At 64.2% G+C, this 23962-nt stretch carries 16 protein-coding genes; 3 read left to right on the plus strand and 13 right to left on the minus strand.

The features are described 5' to 3' along the window. Positions 1 to 309 precede the first annotated feature (309 nt). From AC628_RS09510 to AC628_RS09555, 10 genes are all read right to left on the minus strand, one after another. Positions 310 to 2346 (minus strand): SEL1-like repeat protein, encoded by a 2037-nt coding sequence (locus tag AC628_RS09510; RefSeq protein WP_074126598.1) that lies wholly within the window; start codon positions 2344 to 2346, stop codon positions 310 to 312. After that, positions 2343 to 3689, minus strand: a complete 1347-nt coding sequence (locus AC628_RS09515; RefSeq protein ID WP_074126599.1) for an HlyD family type I secretion periplasmic adaptor subunit — start codon at positions 3687 to 3689, stop codon at positions 2343 to 2345. The genes AC628_RS09510 and AC628_RS09515 overlap by 4 nt, the downstream gene beginning before the upstream one ends. Next, a complete protein-coding gene (locus AC628_RS09520) occupies positions 3679 to 5913 on the minus strand; it encodes a peptidase domain-containing ABC transporter (RefSeq protein ID WP_074126600.1) in 2235 nt (744 codons plus the stop codon). Before AC628_RS09520 ends, AC628_RS09515 begins: the two co-directional genes overlap by 11 nt. A 197-nt stretch (positions 5914 to 6110) precedes the next feature. Continuing rightward, positions 6111 to 6725, minus strand: a complete 615-nt coding sequence (locus AC628_RS09525) for a class I SAM-dependent methyltransferase (RefSeq protein ID WP_074126601.1) — start codon at positions 6723 to 6725, stop codon at positions 6111 to 6113. Between the two features lie 327 nt (positions 6726 to 7052). Further along, the gene (locus tag AC628_RS09530) at positions 7053 to 8939 is read right to left on the minus strand and encodes a calcium-binding protein (protein WP_074126602.1); all 1887 of its coding nucleotides are present in this window, start codon (positions 8937 to 8939) and stop codon (positions 7053 to 7055) included. Between the two features lie 209 nt (positions 8940 to 9148). Continuing rightward, positions 9149 to 10420 carry a calcium-binding protein gene (locus tag AC628_RS09535; protein ID WP_074126603.1) on the minus strand — a complete coding sequence of 424 codons (1272 nt, stop codon included), beginning with the start codon at positions 10418 to 10420 and terminating at the stop codon, positions 9149 to 9151. 671 nt (positions 10421 to 11091) lie between these two features. After that, on the minus strand, positions 11092 to 12243 hold the full coding sequence (locus tag AC628_RS09540; RefSeq protein WP_074126604.1) for a glycosyltransferase: 1152 nt from the start codon (positions 12241 to 12243) through the stop codon (positions 11092 to 11094). After that, the gene (locus AC628_RS09545) at positions 12240 to 14231 is read right to left on the minus strand and encodes a heparinase II/III family protein (protein ID WP_074126605.1); all 1992 of its coding nucleotides are present in this window, start codon (positions 14229 to 14231) and stop codon (positions 12240 to 12242) included. Before AC628_RS09545 ends, AC628_RS09540 begins: the two co-directional genes overlap by 4 nt. Next, positions 14228 to 16414, minus strand: coding sequence for a bi-domain-containing oxidoreductase (locus AC628_RS09550; RefSeq protein WP_074126606.1), 2187 nt, complete (start codon positions 16412 to 16414; stop codon positions 14228 to 14230). The genes AC628_RS09545 and AC628_RS09550 overlap by 4 nt, the downstream gene beginning before the upstream one ends. 110 nt (positions 16415 to 16524) lie before the next feature. Continuing rightward, complete coding sequence (locus AC628_RS09555) at positions 16525 to 17763, minus strand: glycosyl hydrolase (protein WP_245321111.1); 1239 nt, start codon at positions 17761 to 17763, stop codon at positions 16525 to 16527. Between the two features lie 117 nt (positions 17764 to 17880). On the opposite strand from AC628_RS09555, the gene AC628_RS09560 reads away from it, so the two are divergent. The 3 genes from AC628_RS09560 (at position 17881) to AC628_RS09570 (ending at position 21333) form a co-directional block, all read left to right on the plus strand. Further along, the gene (locus AC628_RS09560) at positions 17881 to 19203 is read left to right on the plus strand and encodes a glycosyltransferase family 4 protein (protein ID WP_074126608.1); all 1323 of its coding nucleotides are present in this window, start codon (positions 17881 to 17883) and stop codon (positions 19201 to 19203) included. A 97-nt stretch (positions 19204 to 19300) separates the two neighbouring features. After that, the gene (locus AC628_RS09565; RefSeq protein WP_074126609.1) at positions 19301 to 20611 is read left to right on the plus strand and encodes a nucleotide sugar dehydrogenase; all 1311 of its coding nucleotides are present in this window, start codon (positions 19301 to 19303) and stop codon (positions 20609 to 20611) included. A gap of 8 nt (positions 20612 to 20619) precedes the next feature. After that, positions 20620 to 21333, plus strand: a complete 714-nt coding sequence (locus AC628_RS09570; RefSeq protein ID WP_074126610.1) for a class I SAM-dependent methyltransferase — start codon at positions 20620 to 20622, stop codon at positions 21331 to 21333. A 21-nt stretch (positions 21334 to 21354) separates the two neighbouring features. Here the strand turns inward: AC628_RS09570 and AC628_RS09575 are convergent, their stop codons facing one another. From AC628_RS09575 to AC628_RS09585, 3 genes are read right to left on the minus strand one after another with little or no spacing between them, the layout of a single operon-like run. After that, positions 21355 to 22026 carry a class I SAM-dependent methyltransferase gene (locus tag AC628_RS09575; RefSeq protein ID WP_074126611.1) on the minus strand — a complete coding sequence of 224 codons (672 nt, stop codon included), beginning with the start codon at positions 22024 to 22026 and terminating at the stop codon, positions 21355 to 21357. A 13-nt stretch (positions 22027 to 22039) separates the two neighbouring features. Beyond that, positions 22040 to 22666: a class I SAM-dependent methyltransferase gene (locus tag AC628_RS09580; protein WP_074126612.1), complete on the minus strand. Its 627-nt coding sequence runs from the start codon at positions 22664 to 22666 to the stop codon at positions 22040 to 22042. Next, entirely contained in the window at positions 22663 to 23952 is a 1290-nt protein-coding gene (locus tag AC628_RS09585) for an MATE family efflux transporter (RefSeq protein WP_245321112.1), read from the minus strand. Before AC628_RS09585 ends, AC628_RS09580 begins: the two co-directional genes overlap by 4 nt. Positions 23953 to 23962: the final 10 nt, after the last annotated feature.

Below are 23962 nucleotides of genomic sequence, written 5' to 3' on the forward strand. Positions count from 1 at the left end.
TTAACGCCGGCTCCAGTTTCTTTCCCGGTCACACGGACGTTCGATCCCGAGATCACGCTGCCTGACACGCCTCTGATCATGACCTCTCGGTTCTTATCGATCATCTTCACACAACCAGAGGTGCAATGAGCATTTATTCCGCGAACCCACATTAACGCAATCTCTCTATCGTCGATATGAAAGCCATTGTTAGTTCTGCCTAGATTGTCACGCAGAGGTGCACGCTTCCGTGCCTTCGCGCCCAAAAACAAAGCCGTTCACCGTCTCTGCCATTGCGCGCGTGCGACGAGATGTCCGCCTCCAACAATCTCAGCCGACGCTCTCGCCCATCGCCTGCAGACGACGTAGCGCGCCTTCGTTGTTCTGCTGCGCCGCCTTTCGATACCAACGCAGCGCCTGGTCGCGGTCCTGCGCGACGCCGTTGCCGGCACGCAGTGCATCGCCGATGGCGAGCTGGGCTTCGACCATGCCCTGCTCTGCGGCTGCCGCGAACCATTCGGCCGCCTTCGCCGGATCAGCCTCGCGGCCCTGGCCGCGCCCGAGCATCACCGCAAGGTTGTATTGCGCCGTCGCGTGGCCCTGGCGCGCCGCGGCCTCGTACCACGTCACGCCCTGCGCAAGGTCCTGCTCGACGCCCTGCCCGGTGCAATACATAACGGCAAGCTTGAACTGTGCTGCGGCGTTGCCGCCATCGGCGGCCTTGACGATCCAGCCGGCGGCGGCCTGCGGATCCTTGAGGCCGCTCTTCGGATCGGAATACAGCAGCGCCAAGGTGTGCTGCGCCTCGACATGGCCGGCGCTCGCCGCGCGCTTGAACCATTGCGCCGCCGCCGGAAGATCGACCGTGCCACCGGACCTTCCCATGTGAAGCCCGCCGAGTTGAAACGCCGCCGCGGAATGACCGCCCTCGGCGGCATCGGTCAGCAACGTGCGCGCCTGCGCAAGACGCGCTTCGGACGGCTCCTCCTGAATCAGAAACACGGCATAGGCGGTCTTTGCATCGGCATCGCCGCCGTTGGCCGCCTTACTCAGCCATTCGGCTGCACGCACCTGATCGCGCGGCACGCCGTTGCCCACCGAATAGAGCCGGCCCAGTTGCACGCCTGCCGCGCTGATGCCCCCCTCGGATGCGCGCTCGAACCACTTGATCGCGGTCGCGACATCGCGCGTCACGCCGTTGCCGTTGAGATAGAACACCGCGATGTTGTGGGCCGCGGTGGCGTGACCGCTCTCGGCCGCGCGTTCGAACCATTTCGCCGCCTGGCGGATGCTGGGCGGAACGCCGGTGCCGGTGGCATAGAAGCGTCCGGTGAAGAACTGCGCCTGCACGTCACCGCGCTCGGCCGCCTTCTCGTACCAATACGCCGCCTCGCGCAGATCCGGCTCGGCAGCCGTGCCGAGCGCATAGAACTCAGCAAGCGCCTGGATCGCCGGCAGGTAATCCTTGCGTGCCGCCTTGCGCAAGGCGGTCTCGGCCTTGTCGAGATCCTTGGCAACCCCTTTGCCGCTCAGCCGCAACAGCGCGATGTTGTACAGCGCGATGGCATCGTCATGCGCAGCCGCGCTCTGGAATAGCCGTGCGGCTTCCTCGACATTCACGGGAAGCCCGGTGCCCTTGAGGCACATGAACGCGAGCGCAACCTGCGCGCGGACATGACCCTGCTCCGCCGCCTTGTGATACCAGATCGCGGCCTGCGCGAAGTCGACGGGAACGCCGCGTCCCTGATAATGCACGTCGCCGAGCGCGAATTCGCCGGCCGCCGCCTTCTGCTCGGCCGCAGCCTCGTACCAGCGCAGCGCAACGGCATGATCCTTGGTGCAGCCGTGTCCGTTGGCGTACATGTCGCCCAGGATTGCCTGCGCGTCGGCCTTGCCGGCTTCCGCCGCCACCGACATCCAGAGGAAGGCGGCGTCGAGGTCCCTGGCCACTCCGATTCCGTTCGGGAACACCAGGTCGTGGAGATTGGTCGCCTTGTCGCCGAGGCGCGCCGCCGTGGATTGCCGCCACATCTCGGGCTTGTTCGGTCCGACGGACGCCTTGACCCCGTGGAGGTAGATCAAGCCGAGCTGGAATTGCGCTTCGGTATGTCCATTCAGGGCGGCGCGTTCGTACCACGCGACCGCGTCCGGAATGTTGCCGATAACACCCTCGTTCCTCGCATAGAGCAGCCCGATCCGGTAATCCGCCTCCGGATTGCCGGCCCGCGACGCCAGCCTCCAGAAGCGCAACGCCTCCAGATACTGCCGGTTCTCGTAAGCCTCCAGTCCCCGTTCGAACTGCGTTGCTTCCGAACGAGACGACCCGGGCCTCAGCCGGTCGAGAAGGGATCGCGTCAACACCGTCATGGCTCGCGCATTGCTTCTTTTGCGCTGCGCAGCATGCCGCCGAGCAGATACATCGCCACCGAACGGGTGCCGACATTGACATCGCCCTGCAGCGTCATGCCGGGGATGAGGCGAAAGTTCTTCGGAACATCCTTGAAGTTGGTCTCGTCGACCGAACATCGCGCCTTGTAGTAGGCATCGACGGGCTTTCCGTCATCATCGGTGGTGAAGGCGCCTTCGCTGATCCAGCGAATCTTGCCCTGCGCCGTGCCGTGCTCGGCCGCGTTGAACGCATCGATCTTCATCGTGCAGGGATCGTTCGGCCGGACGAAGCCGACGTCGCGGGACAGGATCTGGATCTCGGCCTCGAGTCGCGTCTTGAGCGGCATCAGCGTGATGAAGGGATCGCCCGGCTTCAGCACCGATCCGACCGAGAGCTTGGCGAGGGTCAGGACGACCGAGGGTTCGGCCGCCGTCCAGCGGACGAGGTCCTGGTGCTTGATCGCCTTGTCATACTGCGAGCGGGCCGTGTCCAGGTTATTGCGCGTCGTCACCAGATCCTGGCTCAGCTGCGCGTTCCACTGCTCGGTGAAGGCGTTGCGATCCGCCTTCAGCGACTCCAGCTGGTGTTGCGCTTCCAGCAGGGTGTTGTGCGTGTTGTCGATCTGACGCAGCAGTTCCAGGCGATTGTCCTGCGACAAATACAGGTTCAGCTTGGATCCGCTGCCGCTTTCGGCCAGCGTCGAGCGCATGTCCTCGATCTTTCCGGCGATATCGGCACGTTGGCTGTAGCGCTCGTCGTCCTTCTTCGCCTTCTGGATCGTCGCTTCGGTCTGGCTGATCTTGGAATCGTAGCTGTTCACCTGCGCGTGGTACTGCGCGACGCGCTGATCGTAGAGCGCCTTTTGCAAGGCGTTGTATCTGGTGACCTCGGGGTCCTTGGATTGCCCGAACGACAACTGCTTTCCGGACAATTCGGCCTCGTCCCGCGCGACTTGCGCCTCGAGGCTCGCAATCTGCAGCTTGTACTGCGTGACGTCGGCAGCGGTGAATGTCGAGTCGAGGGTCGCAAGCTGCTGCCCCGTCTCGACCTGCTCACCCTCCCGAACATCGATCGTTTTGATGATCGATGCGTCCAACGCCTGCAGCACGTTGATCTGATCGACCGGGACGATCCTGCCGCCCACGCTCGTGATCACCCGATCGACGCGCGTGAAGCACATGATCGCGACGACGGCTACCATGAACGCCGACAGGACGAACAGCGTCGCGCGGGCCAGCAACGGCTCGGGCGCCTCGCGGATCGCATCGGTTTCGGACTGGAACTGGCGGACGGTCGCGAGCGAAGCTTGATTAGGAGACAAGGGTCGGGCTCCTGAAGTTCTTTTCGGTGCGGCCCGCCGGCACCAGATGCGTGTTCTGCTGGTACCAGAGCGAGCTGTAGATGTCGTTGCGTTCCAGAAGCTCCTCGTGGCGGCCGATATCGTTGACCACGCCACGATTGAGCACGAGGATCGCGTCGGCCTTCGTCAGCGACGACAGGCGATGCGAAATGATGATCAGCGTGCGCCCCTGCGCGATCCGCGAAATGTTCGCGTTCACGATCGTCTCGCTCTCCGCATCGAGCGCGCTGGTCGCCTCGTCCAGGATCAGGATCGGCGGATTGACGATCAGTGCCCGCGCGATCGCGAGGCGCTGACGCTGGCCGCCGGAGAGGTTGGTCGATCCCTCGTAGATATAGGTCTCGTAGCCGCGCGGCAGCTTGTCGATGAACTCCTCGGCGCCGGCCAGTCGCGCGGCCCTGACGACATCGTCGAAGGTCGCATCGGGCTTGGCGGCCGCAATATTCTCGCGGATCGTGCCGCTGAACAGGAAGTTCTCCTGCAGCACCACGCCCACATTGCGCCGGAGATGATCGACATCGTATTCGCGAACATCGACACCGTCGACCTTGATCAGACCACCGTAGTCGGAGTGCAGGCGCTGCAACAGCCGCGTGATCGTGGTCTTGCCGGAGCCGCTCTTGCCCATCACGCCCAGCGTCGTACCGAGCGGAATCTCGAAGGAGATGCTGTTCAGCGCCGGCGACACCGCGCCCTTGTACTTGAACGTGACGCCGGAGAATTCGATATGCCCCTTCAGCGGGACCCGAACGCCATGGCCGGAACGTCCCTCCTCGGGCGGCTGATTGACCAGCCTGCCGACGATCGTGACCGCGGTGCGCGCCTCGTCATACTGGTTGATGAGCTGGGCCATCTGCATCAGCGGGCCGGCAACGCGTTGCGACAGCATCAGAAACGCGAACAACGCTCCAACGTAGACTGGATCGCCGCTCGACACGGCGAGGTAGACACCGAACGCATAGGGAGCACTCACCGCCAGCCGTTCCAACGGCTTCACCACCGTCTGAATGGCGGTTCCGGTCAGGCCTTCCGCAAGGCGAGCCTTGGCGACGCGCGCCACAAGCACATCCCACATGTGGCGCTGACGCGCATCGAGCGCCAGCGACTTGATGGTCCGCATGCCGTTCAGGCTCTGGATCAGAAACGCTCCCTGCGCGCCTTCAGCGGCCAGAGTCGCCGAGGATTTCTTCCGGTAGGCGGGCAGCATCAGGATCAGCCAGGTTACGATTATTCCGGCAAAGGCAAGAACCATCAGCGTCATGATCGGGCTGAAGAAGAACATGACGGGCAGGAAGAAGAACAACGTCGTCGAATCGAGGATGGTCCCGAACAGCTGTCCGGTCAGAAAGCCGCGAATTCGGAACACTTCGCGAATATCCCGCGAAATCAGGCCGACCGGATTCTGCTCGAAGTAATCGATCGGCAGATTGAGCACCTTCTCGAACACGTAGGTCGACAGCTTGACGTCGAGCCGTGCTGTCAGACGCTGGACCAGGTACTGCCGCAGGAACGTGAACGCCGCCTCGAACAGGATGAGCACGAACATCGCAATACACAGCACGTAGAACGTGTTGTAGGCCTTGTAGAAGATGACCTTGTCCGAGAGCAGCCGCCAGAACATGATCGGTCCGAGGCCCATGAAGCCGAGGATCAGCGCCGCGATCGCGACGTCGCGCAGGATGCGCCGTTCGCGGAACAACAATGCGGTGACGAAGCCGAAGCTGAACGGCTGGGTCTCGTCGGAAATCTCGTAATCGCGCTTGGCCATGACGACGTCGCCCGACCAGATGTCCTCGAAGCGCGGCTGATCGATCACGAGCAGCGCATCCTCGCTCGCGTTCGGATCCTGCAGGACCACCCGGGTGCTGTCTTCATCGCCCTCGAGGCGCAGCAGCACCATGTGGCTGCCGTCGCGTAGGCGGACGATCACCGGCAGCGCCCGCTTGAGATGGCTCAGCCCCCTCCAGTCCAGCGTGACGGCCTTTGCCGTCATGCCCGAGGAATTCGCGCATTTCAGAAGCTCGGGGAGCGTGACCTCCTGGTCGCCCAGGAGATTGTCCTGGATGAGCTGGGTCGGGGTCAGATGCAGACCATGCTGTCTTGCCACGATGACCAGACACGCGAGGCCCGAAGGTGGCAGTCCCTCCACCGAAGGTGCGCCGACGAGCGAGAGGTGTTTGGTCATGGATGCCTCGAAGTTTCGACTGCGCAAGATCGGATCGCTAGCGAGATATAACTTATCACTGTTAGTTCGCTAACGCAGCATTTTCAGCACGCGGTTCCGAAAAGATATATGTGTCGGAACAGGCAAGGAAGCCGGTTCCGGCACTTGCTGCCGTTGGTTTAACCACGGAACCTTATAACATTATTTAACATCGACAATCACGGGGCGGCGGTCGCCGTCTCCCGGAAGTCGAAGCCGCAGGCCTCGAGCTGCGGCTGGATCCGACTGTCCTCGGCCTCCGGCATGAGCGCCAGCGCGCAGACCTCGAAATTCGCGCTGCGAACGGAGACGGTCGGAAACCCGGCGCTGAGCAGCAGGTTTCCCATCCGGTCGCACGAAAAGCCGGTCTTGTGCGCCATATGGTGGCGGCCCTGCTCGATCGCGCCGGAGTGCCCGTAGATCATATCGAGCGGCCGTATCGGACCGGCCGGCGAGACATAGGCGACCGCGCCGAGGCCCTGGGTCAGCATGTGCTGGGCCACCGCCTCCAGGTCGGGGGACATGATCAGCGCGAAGCCGTCCGGCTTGAGGACCTCGCGGAACTGAACGAATGTGGGATGTATCTCATGGGCATAGAGATGTTCCATCAGATGCGAACACCAGATCGCGTCGAACGAGGCCGGCCGGCACAATTTGGCGAGATCGGTAATCGAGCCGACGATGTCCGGTTTCACGCTTCCGTCGACGTCGAGGCGAATCTCCTCCCAGTCATGCGATGACAGCAGCGGCTGGATCCGCTTGGCAACCGTCGATCCAGCGCCGGCATTCAGCATTTTTTTCTTGGCCAATTCGAGAGCTCCGCGGTTCGCACATGATGCAGCTGGTTTCTGCAGCGATCGTTCGTCTGGTCCAAAGGTTGCCGAGGCTGCAGGAAGCCATCACAACTCCTTGTATCAAGCGAGCACCACGCCTTTACAAAAGCTACGTGGTCCGAATGTGACGAACTAACTTCTAACATCCGCCAGTTGAAGTGGAACTTATCATCGAGACGGCCGCACGCGACGAGGACCGGGCGACCAAGTTCCGATCGTCACGTTCGCGCGCAACACGGCTCAACAAGGGTTGAGGGGGATACCTTCGACTGGCGCGGACCTCGTGTCCTACAGCCTGGTCGAGTGACCATCGTTGAAGATCAGATATTCGATGTTGCTGATCTGGGTCACCTGGCCGTCGCTGAAGTTGACGTCCAGAGAACCATCCTTGCCGGCGGCGATGCCGGTCACGTCGGTCGAAGCGTGATCGAGGAAGGTCAGCGAGTCCTTGCTGCCGGCGCCACCGTCGACGGTGTCACCGCCGGTGGCATTGGACAGGTAGAAGTAGTCCTGACCGGAGCCGCCAACCATCGAGGCCGTACCGGTGGCGGAACCGACGAACGACGAACCATCATTGCCGCCGATCAGCGTCTGCGTGCCCGAACCGGCGACCATCGTATCGTGGCCGGCGCCGCCATGCAGCGTATCGTTGCCGGCACCGCCATAGAGCGAATCGTTGCCGGCACCGCCATCGAGCAAGGTCGCGTGCGACGCATCGCTGCCCGAGTAGAGCACGTCGTTACCGGCGCCACCGTACTCCGCAACAGTTTCCTTCCCTCCGACCAGCAGGTCATTGCCGGCGCCGCCATACAACGTATCGGCACCCGCACCGCCGTAGAGCGAGTCGTTGCCGTCGCCGCCATCGAGCGAGGTCGCGTGCGACGCATCGTTGCCTGAGTAGAGCACGTCCTTGCCGCTGCCGCCGTACTCGGCAACGGTGTCCTTGCCGCCGACCAGCAGGTCGTTGCCTGTGCCGCCGTACATCGTGTCGGTACCCGAGCCGCCATACAGCGAGTCGTTGCCGGCGCCGCCATCCAGGATCGTGCCGTGCGGCGCATCCGAGTGCGAGTACATCGCATCGTTGCCGCTGCCACCATATTCCGCAACAGTCGCGGCAGCGCCGATCAGCAGGTCGTTGCCGTCACCGCCATCCAGCGTGTCGGTACCGATATTGGCAGGGTTATACCCGGCACCGGCAACCAGGGTGTCGTCGCCCGCACCGCCGTCGAGCAAGGTCCCGAACATGCCACCGGCACCCGAATAGAGAATGTCGTTACCGCTGCCACCGTACTCCGCAGCAGTCCTGATGCCGCCCTTCAGCAGGTCGTCGCCGGCGCCGCCATCCAGCGTGTCGGCAACGCCGCTGGCACCCCCCTCCAGCGTGTCGTTGCCGTCACCGCCCGACAGCGTCGAGCCTTGATTCGCAAACAGATCCGCGTAGAGCACGTCGTTGCCGGCGCCGCCGTAGAGCTGGCAGCTGTATACGCCGGCGACGAGCGTGTCATTGCCCGTGCCGCCGTCGAGGATCTCGTTGCCATAACCCGCGCTCAACCAGTCGTCGCCGGCGCCGCCATACAAGCGATCATTGCCCCAGCCACCGAACAGCAGGTCGTTGCCGCTCCCGCCGTCGAGCGTGTTGATTTGGTCCAGTCTGTCCAGCGAGCTGCCGGACAGCAGAGTATCGTTGCCGCTACCACCATGCAGGTCCGACCAGCTGCTGCCCCAAAGCCAGTCGTTGCCGGCCCCGCCGTAAATCTGGCTGTGACCCACGCCGCCACCGTACACCGTGTCGTTGCCTGCGCCGGCAAGAACCGTCGTGCCGCGGTTGTTGTTGAGGGTGATATCGTCGTTGCCGTCGCTGGTCGCGACGATCACCGGAGCGGCGCCGTTCACGGTCAGCGTCACGTCGCTCTTGGTGGCTTCGATGATCGCCTTCAGCTTGGCGTCGAGCTTGATCGTATTGTTGGCATTGGTTTCGATCAGAACATTGGCGCCGGGATCCGGGTTGCTGATCCCTGCCCCCTCCTGCACCGGGATCGTCGCGCCGTCATCCGGGCTGGTGTAACCGATCCCCGCGCTGATCAGATAGTCGAGAATCTGTTGCCGGCTTGCGTGATCGATCGTGGAGCTGATCGCGGCCTTGAGCTGCGTCTGGTTCAGGCTTTGCGTCACCATCGATGTAGCCCCTGCTTGAACGCGCTACATAATCGCTAGGCAAATACTCAAACTATCTCGATGACTGACAATTGGAGCAGGCTGCAACACTGCAAGATTATCAGACAACATTTCAGAACACCACCTGTAATCGCAAGAAAGCGCCGCCTCAACCTGCGTTGAGGCGGCGCCTTGGCTTAGTGAAGACCTAGTCGTGAAGACCTGGGATCTTACAGCTTGGTCGAGTGACCATCGTTGAAGATCAGGTATTCGATGTTGCTGATCTGGGTCACCTGGCCGTTGCTGAAGTTGACGTCCAGAGAACCGTCCTTGCCGGCGGTGATGCCGGTCACGTCGGTCGAAGAGTGATCCAGGAAGGTCAGGGAGTCCTTGCTGCCGGCACCACCGTCAATGGTGTCGCTGCTGTGGAGGTTGGACAGGTAGAAGTAGTCCTGACCAGAGCCGCCCACCATCGAGGCCGTACCGGTCTCGGAGCCGACGAACGAGTCCTTGCCGTCGCCGCCGATCAGTGTCTGGTGGCCCGAGCCGGCGACCAGCGTATCATTGCCGGAGCCGCCATAGAGCGTGTCGTTGCCGGCACCGCCGTAGAGCGAGTCGTTGCCGTCACCGCCATAGAGCGAGGTCGCATGCGACGCATCGCTGCCCGAGTAGAGCACGTCCTTGCCGGCGCCGCCGTACTCGGCAACAGTACCGGTACCGCCGACCAGCAGGTCGTTGCCGGCGCCGCCATACAGCGTGTCGGCACCCGCACCGCCATACAGCGAGTCATTGCCCGCACCGCCGTCGAGCCTGGAGCCGTGCGAGGCATCCGAGTTCGAGTAGAGCGCGTCGTTGCCGGTGCCACCACTGAGCAGGTTGTTGCCCGTACCGCCAACCAGCACGTCGTTGCCGCGACCGCCCTCCAGATCAGACGAGGTACCGCCGTAAAGCGTGTCGTTGCCGGAGCCGCCGAGCAGCGTGTCGGCGCCGGTGCCGACCAGCAGATCGTTGCCAGAGCCGCCATCCAGCGTGCTGTGACCGGAGGCATTGTCGACGAGCACGTCGTTGCCGGCGCCCCCGCTGAGCGAGTCGTGACCCGCGCCACCGAAGATCGTGTCATTGCCGGCGCCGGCGAGAACCGTCGTATCACCGGTGTTGTTGATGAAGACCTGATCGTTGCCGGAGCCGGTCGCGACGAGCACCGGGGTGCTGCCGTTGACCGACAGCGTCACGTCGCTGTTGGTGGCCTCGATGATGGCCTTCAGGTTGGCGTCAGTGTTGACGGTGTTATTGGCGTTGGTTTCGATGAGAACATTGGCAGACGGATCCGGGTTGGAGATGCCCGCACCCACCTGCACCGGGACCGCCGTTCCGTCATCCGGGTTGGTGTAGCCGATGCCCGAGTTGATCAGATAGTTGAAGATCTGTTGCTGGGTCGCGTGATCGATCGTGGAGTTGATCGCATGTTTGAGGTCAGTCTGGTCGAGATTGTAAGTCGCCATCGATGTAGCCCCTGCTTGGGATACGAGGATTCAAGCCGCTCGTCCGCACCTAAGCTGTTGAATCACAACTGGTTTGTTGCGACGCAACTTAAATGTGGACACACGTTACGAACTTGTTAAGTCCATTGTTAAGACCGCAACACCGGAGTGTCAATCAGCAATGCGCCATTAACGACTGGTTCCATGTGATTTATGTGAGACTTAGCGCCACTTCGCACGCGCGCTAACATTCAGCGCGGGCAAATCCCAAATGTTAGCCGCGACGCAAAAAAGGGTAGTGATTATACGGGGTTTCGTCGGCCCGCGGGATCGCGCAAAAGCCCGGAATTTCACCGATGTTGTGCGTGCTTCGAAGCGATTTTCTGCTCTGAAAAAATATTTCTGCACCGCATGAGAGCTTTTGCAAAAAAGCGTCAAACTTCACAACCGGCCGGCAGGCTGACCGGTGTTATGGCTGGTTCCGGTTGCAAACCCAGGGCTCCGGCGAACCAAAATCGGGGAATCGATCGCAGAATCGGGAGCAATCCGACCGCCTCGTCGAAGCTCGTGGCGTCAGAGCAAGCGCCCGATATAACAAATTAACATCAGATTTGCCGCGCCCCGTTAGGGACGACGACGGAACCGCGCAAGACGGTGCCCGACGCCGACGGAGCAACCGCCGGCATCGGTCATTACGCAGCTGCGCGCGCGTAGATGGCCTCGAGCAGCCGGAGATTCTCATCCGGCGCGTAGCGCGCGAGATAGACGGCCCGTGCAGCCTGCCCCCATGCCGCTGCGCGATCGGGGACGGCGAGAAGCTCAGCAATCCGGTTTCTCAGCGCGGCCGCGTCGCCCGGCGGCGCCAGCGCGCCGGTCTTGCCGGCGCTCACCACCTCGGCAAGTCCGCCGATCTCGGATGCGATCACCGGCGTACCCTGTGCGAAGGCCTCGACCACCACCATGGGAAATCCCTCGTACCATAACGACGGCACGACCAATGCCTGGGCATTGGCCATTTCCCGAAGCACCTCCGCGCGTGAGCGCGCACCGAGGAAACTGACATGACCGGGCGCCCGGGCCTCGAGCGCAGCGCGTTCCGGCCCCTCGCCCACGATCCGCAACGGCACACCGGTCCCCGCCACGGCGTCGAGCAACACGCCGACGCCCTTCTCGCGGCTCAGCCGTCCGACATAGAGCAGCCCGGCGCGCGGCGCGGCTGAATCAGGCGCCCCCGGATCGGCCATGAAGTTCGGCTTCACATCGATCCGGCCGGCGTCGAAGCCTGCCTGCGTGAACAGGGTGCGGGCGAACTGCGTCAGCGCGATCAGGCGCAAGCCGGGACGCGTCCAGGTGCCGCGGCGCTGATGCTGCGCGATCATGTAGGCCGAGGCCAGCGAGCCCGGCAACGACCCGCGGTAGCAGCGATGGGCAACGCCCCAGAGATGGCCGCGGTCGAGACACTTGTGGCAGATGCGGCCGTCGCGCAGCAGCATGCCCCCGGTGCAGATGGTGCGATAATTGTGCAGCGTCACCACCGCGGGCACGCGCCTTTGCCGGCAGACATCGAACACGGCGGGCGAAAGCAGCGGGAAAAAATTGTGAACGTGCACGATGTCGGGGCGGAAGCGGTCGATGGCCTCCGCCACGGCCTGTTTTCCCCGGATATTGTCGACGATCGACAGCGTCGTCGCGATCCGCGCGGCGAGCGAGTTGATCGCCTCGTTGCTGACCGTGAGGGTTTCAACGCTGTGTCCCGCGCCGCGCAACAGGTCGACTTCCGCTTCGAACACGACGTCCTCGCCGCCGCGGCCCTGATACCTGTTGTGCGCGACCAGGATCTTCATGACCGACGCGCCGGATCGGGAAACCAGCGCAGCTCGGTCACCAGGTCTTGGCCGGCAGCGAGCGTACCGGAGCCGATCAGCGTCGTCGCCGGCACCTTGAGATCGAAGGACGGCGAATACCAGCCGGCCGGCGTGGCCTCGTCACCGCGATACGATGTCCAGTCGAGCGCCGCCGGCAGATCGAGCTCGCCGCGTCCGCCGGGCCATGCGAGCAGCGCCGTGCGTCCGTCGAGCTTGCATTCGACCTCGGGACCGAGATGCCAGCTGAGGCTCGCCGGCACCGCAAGCCCTTCATCGGCAAGCACAATATCTGACACGACGAGCCGCATCGCCTGACGCTGCAATCGCACCGAGCGGCGATGCACGAGACCGGCTTCGTCCTGATATCCCGAATGCTCGGCGACCCAGCTTGCGTCCGCATCACGATCATCGAGGCCGTTTGAGGCGATCAGCCGGCTCTGCGCATGCCGCGTCCAGAGAAACGGCCCGCCCGACACCGACTGGTCGCGCGCGAACAGGCAGAGTGTGTTGTGCGCCAGCGTGGAGCGGAAATAGGCGCGCCAGCGCGGATCGCCGTGATAGCAATAGGTGCCGGGGTCGGCGAGGATCTCGACGCCGCCGATCCTGCATTCGAGCGACAGCGCATCGGCATGGGCATGCGCCGCAATGCGGCCGAAACCATGCGGGCCGTGATCGCAGCGGCACCACACGGCGCGGTCGGCATCGACCAGAAACGCCTGCCCCGCCGCATCGAGCAAATAAGGGCGGCGCGGAGGCCGCGCCGCGATCGCCCGCGCACTGACGCCGTCGGTCAGAAGGAACGTGCGCAGATCGGGCTCCGGCAGTCCGGACCACCATGGCAGAGCGCCGAACAGGCGCGCGCCGGTGGCGAGCAGACCGAGCCAGCGATTGCCGGCGTGATCGTCGAGCAGCAGGCCGATGCCGTCGTCGCCATCGCCCTGGCGCGGCGGATGGGCGCCATCGTCCAGCATCGCGGCAACAACATCGCTCATGCGGCACATCGTGGTCCAGACCGCATCGTCAAGCGGATGCCCCGACGATTCGCCCTGCACCGTCGCAGCGAGCAGGAGCTCGAGGACAAAGCCGTGATAATCGGTCGCAAGCTCGCCGTTGCTGCCGCAGGCGAGGGTTTGCGCAACGGCTTCGTGTGCCAGTGCGGCGGCGGATTGCTCGCGCCATCGCGCGCTGTCGCGGAAGAACGGAAACACACAGGCCGCCACGAACTGCCCGGCAGCCTCCGCGATCACGTGGTTATTGGCAGAGGAGCCACGGCTCGGGAACTGCGACAACCAGAATTGATGCGCGTAGAGCTGTGTCACGAACAGCTCGTTGTCCTCGAACAACGCGGGGGCGCCGGGCCAGTTCTGCAGCAACTGGCGCACCCAGGCCCACGAGATCAGCCGCACGCCAAGCTCGATGCCGCTGATCCAGTGCGGGCCGCGGGGGAATGGATTTTCACGCCACCAGCTCATCAGATGCTCGGCCACGCGCCTCGCGTAGCGCTCGTCCGAGGTCAGGTAATACGCTGATGCCAGCACCGTGAGATGGTGGTGACGCGACGGCTCCCAGATGTATTTGATGTTTCCGACCGCAGCTTCGTCACGATAGGGAACTGCAAACGCGTACATATCCGCGGGTGCCCGCCTGCCGCTGCGGACATCGACGAACCAGTCGGGCGTTTCGCCCAGCGCCCCATGATCCCTGGCAAAGATCCGCCAGTGGCCGGCAAGAATCCGCTCGGCGCTCTGGATCAGCCGCTGGGCGGCTTGCCGCGGCGCGCACGCCGGCGACGGCAACGGCTTCAGCCGCGGCTGCCGTGAGCCCGGCGCAAGCCTGGCGCCGGCATGTCGCGCGATATCGGGCGGCGTGATGCGCCAGAGCAGACGCAGCACCTGATCGTTCACCCGTCCGGCAAGCTCGGACGGCTCCATGCGCTGCAGCCGGCGCAAATACCAAGCCGGATTCATCTCGCGCCGGTCGCGGCGCGCACAGCGCCCTGCTCTGCTGCGCCAAGCGTCAGATCGACCGGCATGCCGGCGGCCGCGCTCTCCTGCACCGCGAGCGTCGCGCGGGTGGTCGCGAGCAGCGATTCCAGTGCGATCGGCATCGCGGCCCCCGATGCCACCGCCGTGACGAAGGCATCCAGCATCGGCCGCTGCCCCTTGTCGAGCCGCGCTGTCTTCGCCGTGCGCTGTCCGGCATGCCAGACCTCGAAGCCCGAGAAATTGTCGAAGGCGGCAAAGCCGGTGCCTGCCGAGATTTCGAGCGCCTCCTTCGGCACCCGCGGATCGCCGCCGGTGAGATAGCTGAGGCTCGCGACCGACCCGTCGGCAAAGTCGAAGGTGGCGACGAGATTGTCGACGTCCTTGCCCGCCGTACTTGCAGAGACGCGCACCGGCTCAGCGCCGAGCCACCACGACAACACGTCGATGAAATGGCCGCCCTCGCCGACGAAGCGGCTGCCCTCGGTCTCAGCCTGCAGATACCAGGATGATTTCTCCAGCGGGCCGGCAATGACGCGATATTGCAGGGTCTGCGGCCCTGTCGGCGCGAACGCCGCGCGCATGCCCAACAACAGCGGCGAGAAGCGGCGATTGAAGCCGACCATCAGCCGGTTGTTGCCGGTCTCGCCGATCACCTGCTCCAACTGATCGAGTGCATCGGTGTCGATCGCCAGCGGCTTTTCGACGAACACCGCCTTGCCGGCGCGCAGCGCTTGCGCCGCCAGATCGGCATGGGAGGCATGCCGCGTCGCGATCAGCACGGCATCGATGTCGTCGGCCTCGAGCACCGAGGCCGCATCCGTCGAGGCCCGCGCAAAGCCGAACTTGCGCACCGCGGTGGCGCCGCTCAGGCCGGTATTGGTGGCGACCTCGACGAGATCGACGCGCGCGTGATTTGCAAGCTGCGGCAACAACATGCTGGAGGCATAGTTGCCTGCGCCGATGACGCCGAGCCGCACCCGGCCGCTGCGCAGCGCAACGGCCGGACGATAAATCATCTGCATCGCGCGGGGCGCAGCGTCCGGATAGGCGAACACCATGCCGAGGCCGATCTCGCCCCGGCTCATGCGCTCGAACGCCGACGTCGCCTGCTCCAGCGGCACGGCTTCGGAAATCAGCGAAGAAAAGTCGAGCCGCCCGTCGGCGAGCAGCGCGACGATCGCCTCCATATTGCGCTTCTCGGTCCAGCGCACATGGCCGATCGGATAGTCGATGCCACCCTCCTCGTAGAGCGGATCGTAACGGCCGGGGCCGTAGGAGCGCGAGAAACGGACGTCGAGTTCCTTGTCGTAGAACTCATTCCACGGCAGGTTCAGCGTGCATTTGCCGATATCGACAATGCGGCCACGGTCGCGCAGCAGTGCTGCTGAACGCTGCGCGAGATCGGGATCGTCGCTGCCTGCGGTGATGAACACGCAATCGACGCCGTTGCACGCGGTCAGCTGGTCGATCCGCGCGCGAAACCCGGCCGCGGCATCGTCCGATGCCACGGCGCAAACCGCAGCGCCCGCCGCCTCGGCCTGACGACAGCGCACCTCCAGCCTGTCGAGCCCTGTGACCACGACGCCGGCGCTGCGCAGCAGGCGCACCATGATCTGCCCGATCAGGCCGAGGCCGATCACGCAGGCGGTCTCGCCGAAGCGGATTTCCGACTGGCGCATTGCCTGCAGCGCGATCGAAGCGATCGTGGCGAATGCGGCCTGGTCGAGCGCGGCACCATCGGGCAGCGGCACGCAGAGGTTCAGCGGCACCCAATTATATTCAGCATGGGTTGCATATTGATTGCCGCCGCAACACACCCGCTGGCCCACCGAGAAGCCAGCGACACCCTCGCCCACCTCCACGACGGTGCCCGACAGCGAGTAACCGAGCGGCGTGTAGGAATCGAGGCGGTTCATCACCTTCTGATAGGTCGCAAGCAATCCTTGCTGGCGGACCGAGCGCATCACCTTGGCCACCTGGTCGGGTCGCGCACGCGCCTTGCCGATCAGCGACAGACGGCTTTCGGTGAACTTCATCATCTCGGTGCCGGTCGAAACCGCCGAGAACGCCGTGCGCACCAGGACCCCGCCGGGGCGGCAGCGCGGCGCCGGCACGTCGATCAGCTTGAGGTCGCCGCTCTTATAGTTCTGCGCGATCTGCTTCACAGTTGGTCAATCGCCTCAAGTTAACAGTGCCCTTGTATCGCGCCCGCCGCCCGCAATGAAGCCGGGAATATCATCAAAGTTACTTCATGACGCACGGATTACCATCGTTATCATTCCAGCAGCAGAACCGGTTTGGGCGAGATTTCGACCTCGCCATTGGCGACGGCTCCTTCGCCACCATCGAGGCCCTGGTAACGGCTGAAGCGCGGGTCGACCCGATAGGAGGACCGCCCCTTGGTGGTCCACAGGATCAAGCCGTTGCGGCCATCCGGCATGCGAAGCTCGACGCGCCAGATCAACGGCGATGTTCTGCCTGCGGCCACGACGCTAGCGCCGACCAACCATGACTGCACGGTGCGGTAGGCCACTCCGCTCGGAAGCAGCCCGCGCGCCGGGTCCCATAATTTTCCGAAGTCGCTGCCCCCGCCGGCGAACTCGTACCAGTAGAACCGATCGACGCCGCTGATCCATTTCAGGATGTAGGCGCGCGCCAGGCACCCGTCCGGATTGTCTTCATAGGACGACCAGCCGGCCTCGGTGTCCCAGATCGGCCGTGCGGACAGATCGTGCGCGGCGAGGATCTGCTTGAAGCGCGCGATGATTCCGAGCACGGCTTCGGGCTCACTCGTATAGCCGTGAAAGGCGAACACGTCGGCATATTGTCCGCCGCCTTGCGCCATGAAGGCCTTTTGCCAGCGATAGCCGTCGGGCGTGCCGTTGGACGGCGGCGTCAGCACGGTCAGGCCGGGATCGCTGGCCTTGATGATCTGATAGGCCCGCTTCTGCATCTGGACCATGGTGGCGATATCGCCCGAGTAATATTTGGGATCCTCGGGCTCGTTCCAGATTTCCCAATATTTGATGCGGCCTGCGGCACGGGTGACGGCGGCGCGCACCCATTCATCCCATGACGCGAGATCGGCAGGCGGCGAGCTTGCGCCGGGCGTGAACGCTGGCGGCGCATCTTTCGCCGACGCGGCCCAGCGCGGCGTGTAGGCGAGATTGAGCACGATCTCGACATGCTCGCGCTCCGCCGCCGCAAGGATGGCGTCGAAGCGCGCCCAATTGTAGATGCCGGGCGCCGGGTTGATCTGCGCCCAGTAAATCGCGCCCCACAGCCGAACGCCGTCGAACTTCAGCTCGGGCCATGGTTGCGACTGTCCGATCGCGTTGATCGTCATGCCGAAAAGCGACGGCGGGATCACGGCATTCACACGGTTCGCGTTAAGCGCATCGTTTGCCGCCGCGCCACTCCACTGCAACGGCCATTTGTGGGCAAGCGGCAGCACCGTGCTCAAAACCAGTGCAATCAACGCCCTTTGACCCCAATCCCTCACTCTGCCTGCCATGTCCCTGTCTCGTCGCCGTCACATCGGTGCCGGGATTGCATAATGGAAGCCGCGTATGTTAATGCCGATGTTAGTCGGATTGTGATGCTGTTAGGTCAATGGTATAGATCATCGCAGATGTCGAGAGCTGAACCATCACCGCGGCGGATCCTGATCATCGTCGAGAACCTTCCGGTTCCTTTCGATCGCAGGGTGTGGTGCGAGGCAACGTCGCTGCGCAAGGCGGGCTATGAAGTTTCGGTGATCTGCCCGAAGGGCCGCGGCCATGACGAAGCTTACGAATGCCTCGAGGGCATTCACATCTACCGTCATCCGATGCCGGTGGAGGCGCGCGGGATCGCCGCCTATCTGATCGAATATCCGGTCGCGCTGTTCTGGGAGACGCTGCTTGCGATCAAGGTGGCGTGGAAGCACGGCTTCGACGTGATCCAGGGCTGCAATCCGCCCGACCTGATCTTCCTGATCGGCCTGTTGTTCAAGCTCGGCGGCAAGCGCTTCGTGTTCGATCATCACGACGTCAATCCCGAGCTCTATGAGGCAAAATTCGGCCGCAGGGACATATTCTGGCATCTGCTGCGGCTGGTTGAATATCTCACCTTCAAGATCGCAAGCATCTCGATCGCGACCAACGAATCCTATCGCGAGATCGCGATCACGCGCGGCCGAATGCCGGCCAACCGGGTCTTCGTGGTACGCTCCGGCCCCAATCTCGACCGCGTGCGTTCTCGCCCGGCCGATCCGGCCTGGCGCCGCGGCCGGCGCTACAGCGTCGGCTATGTCGGCGTGATCGGTCAGTCGGAAGGCATCGATCTGCTGCTGCAGTCGATCGGCCACATCGTGCACGACCTCGGACGCACCGACATCCAGTTCAACATCGCCGGCACTGGGCCGGAGTGGAATGCGGTGGTCGAACTCTGCGAAGAGATGCAGCTCTCCGACTACGTGAACTTCACCGGCGCGATCGCCGACGATGCGCTGTTCACGATGCTCTCGACCGCCGACGTCTGCGTCAATCCGGACCGCGTCACGCCGATGAACGACATCTCCACCATGAACAAGATCATGGAATACATGGCGCTCGGACGGCCAATCGTTCAGTTCGACGTCCGCGAAGGCCGTCGCTCGGCGCTCGATGCCTCGCTCTATGCGGCGAAGAACGACCCACAGGATTTCGCCGGCAAGATCATCACGCTGATCGATGATCCGTCGCTGCGCCAGTCGATGGGTACCTTTGGCCGCAGCCGCGTCGAGCGCGCATTGTCCTGGACCCATGAGGAGCCGAAGCTGCTCGCCGCCTATGAGGCGCTGTTCGCCAGGAAAATCCCTTCGAAGGTTTCCTGGCAGAGCCACGTCCCACGCACCAGCGCGGCCAGCGAGCGGCCCGCGTCACAAGCCTCCGGCGTCAACGCCAATGCGGCCGCCGGGCGGGCCTCGCGTTGAATGCCCTGCCGCCTCACTCTCGTCAAACACGACGCGGCCACGGCCGCGCGCAAGTCCCTGCGTTATTGCAAGTCCCTGCATTGTTGAAGGTCGAAGCATGAATGTCAGCATTTTCGGCCTTGGCTATGTCGGGACGGTCTGCGCCGCCTGCTTCACCGAACTCGGCCACCAGATCATCGGCGTCGACAAGAGCGTCGCGAAAGTCGATCTAATCCGCGAAGGCAGATCGCCGGTCATCGAGCCCGGCATCTCGGACAAGGTCGCGCGCGCCGTCGCAACCGGTCAATTGACCGCGACCACCGATGCCACCGAGGCGATCGTCAACAGCGACATATCGATGGTCTGCGTCGGCACACCGTCATCCGGCAATGGCAACCTCGATCTCACCGCGATTCGGCAGGTCGCGGTCGAGATCGGCCGCGGTTTGCGCGCGAAGAACGCGCCGCACACCGTGACGATCCGCTCCACCGTGCTGCCCGGCACCACCCGCGGCACCGTCGGGCCGCTAATCGAGGAAGCCTCCGGCAACAAGATCGGACGCGATTTCGATCTTGCTTTCAATCCCGAGTTCCTGCGCGAAGGCAGCGCCATCGCGGACTTCAACGCGCCGTCCAAGACCGTGGTCGGCGCCTTCAACCAGGAAACCGCCGACCGCGTCATGGCGCTCTACAAGGACCTGCCCGGCGCCAAGATCACGCCGCCGGTCGAGACTGCGGAACTCGCCAAATATGTCGACAACAGCTGGCATGCGCTGAAGGTCAGCTTCGCCAACGAGATCGGCACGATCGCGAAGACCCTCGGCATCGACGGCCGCGACGTCATGAACATCTTCCTGCAGGACACAAGGCTCAACATCTCACCGGCCTACTTGCGGCCGGGTTTTGCCTTCGGCGGCTCCTGCCTGCCCAAGGACGTCAAGGCGTTGAAGCATCTGGCGCACAGCCGCGGGCTGTCGACCCCGGTGCTCGAAAGCATCCTGCCGAGCAACGACATGATCATGTCGCGCGGCGCCGACTGGATCCTGTCGCATGAGGGCCGCCGAATCGCCTTCCTCGGCATCAGCTTCAAGGCCGGTACCGACGATGTGCGCGACAGCCCGTTCGTCGAACTGGTCAAAGGCCTGCGCAGCGAGCAGCGCGAGATCCGGATCTACGACCCCAACGTGCAGCTGTCGCAGCTGATCGGCGCCAACCGGGACTTCCTGATGCGCAACCCGGATCTGGTCGGCCTGCTGCATGACGATGTGACGGCGACGATCGAATGGGCCGACATCATCGTGCTGACGACGGCCGATCCGCGCTTCGTCGCGGCGCTGAAGGCAAGCCGTGCCGACCAGACCGTGCTCGAACTGTCGGACATCGGACTGCCCGCTGAAGTCAGCGCCCGAGTGAGCGGCTTCCACTGGTAGGGAACATCATGGCCACCATGGCCCGCGACCGTCCCGAAATCCGCTTTCACGACGAGATTTCGTCGGGGTGGGAGACCCTGCATCAGAGCCGCACCTTCAGGGCGCGCACGGCCGCAATGTTCGATCTGCTCGGAAACGCGGACCTCGACGGGCAGCGCTGGCTGGATGCAGGCTGCGGCACCGGCACGCTCTCCCGCCTGCTCGCCGCACGCGGCTGCGACGTCACCGGCGTCGACGCCTCGCCGGAGATGATCGCGGCGGCACGCGGCCGCCGCGCCGACGGCACGCCGGCCGAACGGCTCACATTCCGGCAGATCCCGACCATCGCAAGTCTGCCGTTTGCGGATCGATCCTTCGACGGCGTGCTCTGCGCGAGCGTGCTGGAATATGTCCCCAACGTGGCGCAATGCCTCGCCCAGATCCATCGCGTGCTCAGGCCCGGCGGACTGCTGCTGGTCTCGATCCCCAATCGCGATTCGCTGCTGCGTCAGAGCTACAAGCTCGCGCATGCGGCCTCCTCGCGCGTGTCGGCGCGGCCGCTGTTCCGCTATCTCGCCTTCTCCAAATTCGAGGCCTCGCCGGCCGCGATGCAGGGCCTGCTGCGACAGCATGGTCTCACGATGCTGGCGACCGGGTTCGCCGGCTCCCCGCTCCCGCCGGCGCTCGATCGCCGCCCGAGTGTGGGCACGCTGATCAATATCCTCGCCCGCCGCGACGGCTGATGCGGCGGGCAGACGTCCGCCTCAAGCCTTGATCGCCATCAGCGACTTGGTCATGCCGAGATATCGTTCACGATAGATCTTGGCGTCCGGAAACGTTTCCGTCATCTCGCGCCAGTCGAACAGATGCCAATCGGGCGCGGTCCGCTTGAACCAGAAGCGGTTGAACAGTTCGATCAGCGAGATCTGCAGCCGCCTTGGCAACAGCACGATGATGCCGGGCAGCCAGGTATGGCTCTCGATCGGAAAGTAGCGGTACGGCGTTTGCACGTAGAAGGACTTTGCGACCCGCGAGATCTCACCCGCAAAGCGGTTCTGGTGCTCGCGCGCGACATTCAGAAAGTCCGCGTCGCTCGCGATCGTCACGACGTTCTGCTTCGGCCCGGTGACATGCTCGATCACCGACGAGCAGAAGCAGAAATCGAACGTCTGATCGTCGAACGGCAGGCGCTCGGTCTCCTGCAGCAGCACGGTCTTGAAGCCGAAGCGATCGCGCGCGGTCTTCAGATCCTCGGCCGAGATGTCGCAGACCGTGATGTCGGTATGAAACGGCAGGATTGCGCGAATGTGCCGGCCGGTGCCGCCGCCGAGATCGAGAATCCTGGCATTGAGCGGCAGGTTCACGGTGCGGACGAGGAACTCGCCGCGCCGCAGGCGTGCCGCACTGGAAAATCGGGCTTGGATGGCGCCCAGCAATGTCAGTCTCCTGCTACTTGATGGCCTCGAAGAAGATCGACTCGTCCGGCCGGTTGTCGAGCCGGTCGATGTCGGGACAGACACCCTCGCGATACGCCCTTGTATGGGTCTCCGAGCAGCCTGCGTCGCGGAACAGTGCCGCCAGCGAGGCGCGGGTATAGCCCCAGTGATGTGCAAAGGCGGCCTCGCTGCGGCGCTCGATCTCGAACACGCCCTTGAGGAAGGCCTGCGGCGCAGAGGGATCATAGAGCGCGACGATCCGTTCCATGTCGGGGACGACGATGCGGCACACCCCGCGCGGCGCCAGCACTCGGGCGATCTCGCGCGCCAGCCGCTCGACCTCGTCGGGAAATAAATGCTCGAAGACATGCGCGCTGAACACCGCCGCAAGGCTGCCATCGGCGAACGGCAGCGGCCTGGTCAGGTCCATGTAGCGGAGCCCGGCAAACCTGCCCTGGCGGTGCTCGGCATAACGGGCGTCGCTCAACAGGCCTGCCAGATGCAGCGCTTTGGCCGCGAACGGCAGGCGCGCGATCCACAGATGCATCGTGATGTCGGTGTTGATCCAGCCCTCGATGCCGCAATTGAAGGCGCCGATATGCAGCCTCGAGAGCGCGCCGCCGGGTGCATCGTCGGTCATGCCTGCTCCCGCACCGGATTAGTCAGCACGACTGTGATCACTGACGCTGCGCTGGAGGCCACCATCGCTGCAACCGCACCCATCACCAGCCACGCTTGTGCCGCGAACGGCAGCACGCAGCACAGCGCGACGAGGCCGGCCAGGCGGCTGAGCATGAACCGCTGCGGCTTGCCGGTCGCAAACAGCGGCAGCGCGAGGCCGAGCCACACCGCGTCGAGCCCCATCGCAAGGCCCATCAAACCGAGGGTGCCGGTGCCGATGTCATAAGTCTGGCCGTGGATGACAAGGGCGAGAATGCGCTGGCCGAACAGCACGACCATCGCGCCATAGGCAGCGGCGATCGATCCGAGCAGCACGGCATTTTCGCGCGCCGCGGCGGCGACCGCGCTGCGCCTGCCGGCGCGCAGCTCGGCCGCGATCTCCGGCAAGCGGACCGAGAACATCGTCGCGCAGAACTGGCTCAGCGGCGCGAACACCAGCAGCAGGATCCGTAGTGACGCGCTCGCGTCCAGCCCGATCAGGAGGCCGCAAACCGGGATCAGCCCGATGCTGCCGATCCAATAAGTGAGCGAGGTCGCGACGAACCAGCGGGCATTCCTGAAAAGCCGCCGCAACGAGCCGCGGAAGATTCTGGCGTGCGGCCGGGCCAGCTCGCTGGTGTGGAGCAGCGAGAGGCTCGCGGCAATAGCAGCCGAGATCGCGATACACGTCATCGCCGCCGCGGCGCCGGCGAGCTTGAGCATGATCATCAGCCCGGCCGAGGCGACCAGCGCCACGCAATAGGTCAGCGACGACGCCACCGCGCGCGGCAATCGCCCGTCGAGATAGCAGATGCGGCGGAACATGCTTTGCAGGCGAACGGCGGGGATCGCGAGCCCGGTTGCGATCACGAGCCCGCCTGCATCGCCGCCGATCGCGACGATCACCGAACCCGTAACCACCAGCAGCAGGCCAAGCGCAGCGGAAACGCCGAGCGACGACAAATAGAGGCCGAGCCGCAGCTGCGGCCACAGCGATTTCGGAATGCGATGCGCGGTCGCCGGCAAGCCGTCGTCGAACAGGCCGCGCAGGAACACCGCCTCGATCAGGATCGAGAACGACCAGGCGATACTGAATTGGCCGAACGAACTGATATCGAGCACGTTGGCGAGCACGATCGTCAGCACGAAGGCGGAGCCGCTGAGCAGCGCCTGGTCGATCAGCCCGAGCGCGACATTGCCCCCGGCGCGCCGCAGCCGGCGGAGTGCTCCGCCAACGGCGCCGGCGACCCGGGTCTGGGCCGCCATTCGGTCGAGC

Source organism: Bradyrhizobium sp. NAS96.2 (assembly GCF_001908235.1).
Lineage (GTDB): Bacteria > Pseudomonadota > Alphaproteobacteria > Rhizobiales > Xanthobacteraceae > Bradyrhizobium.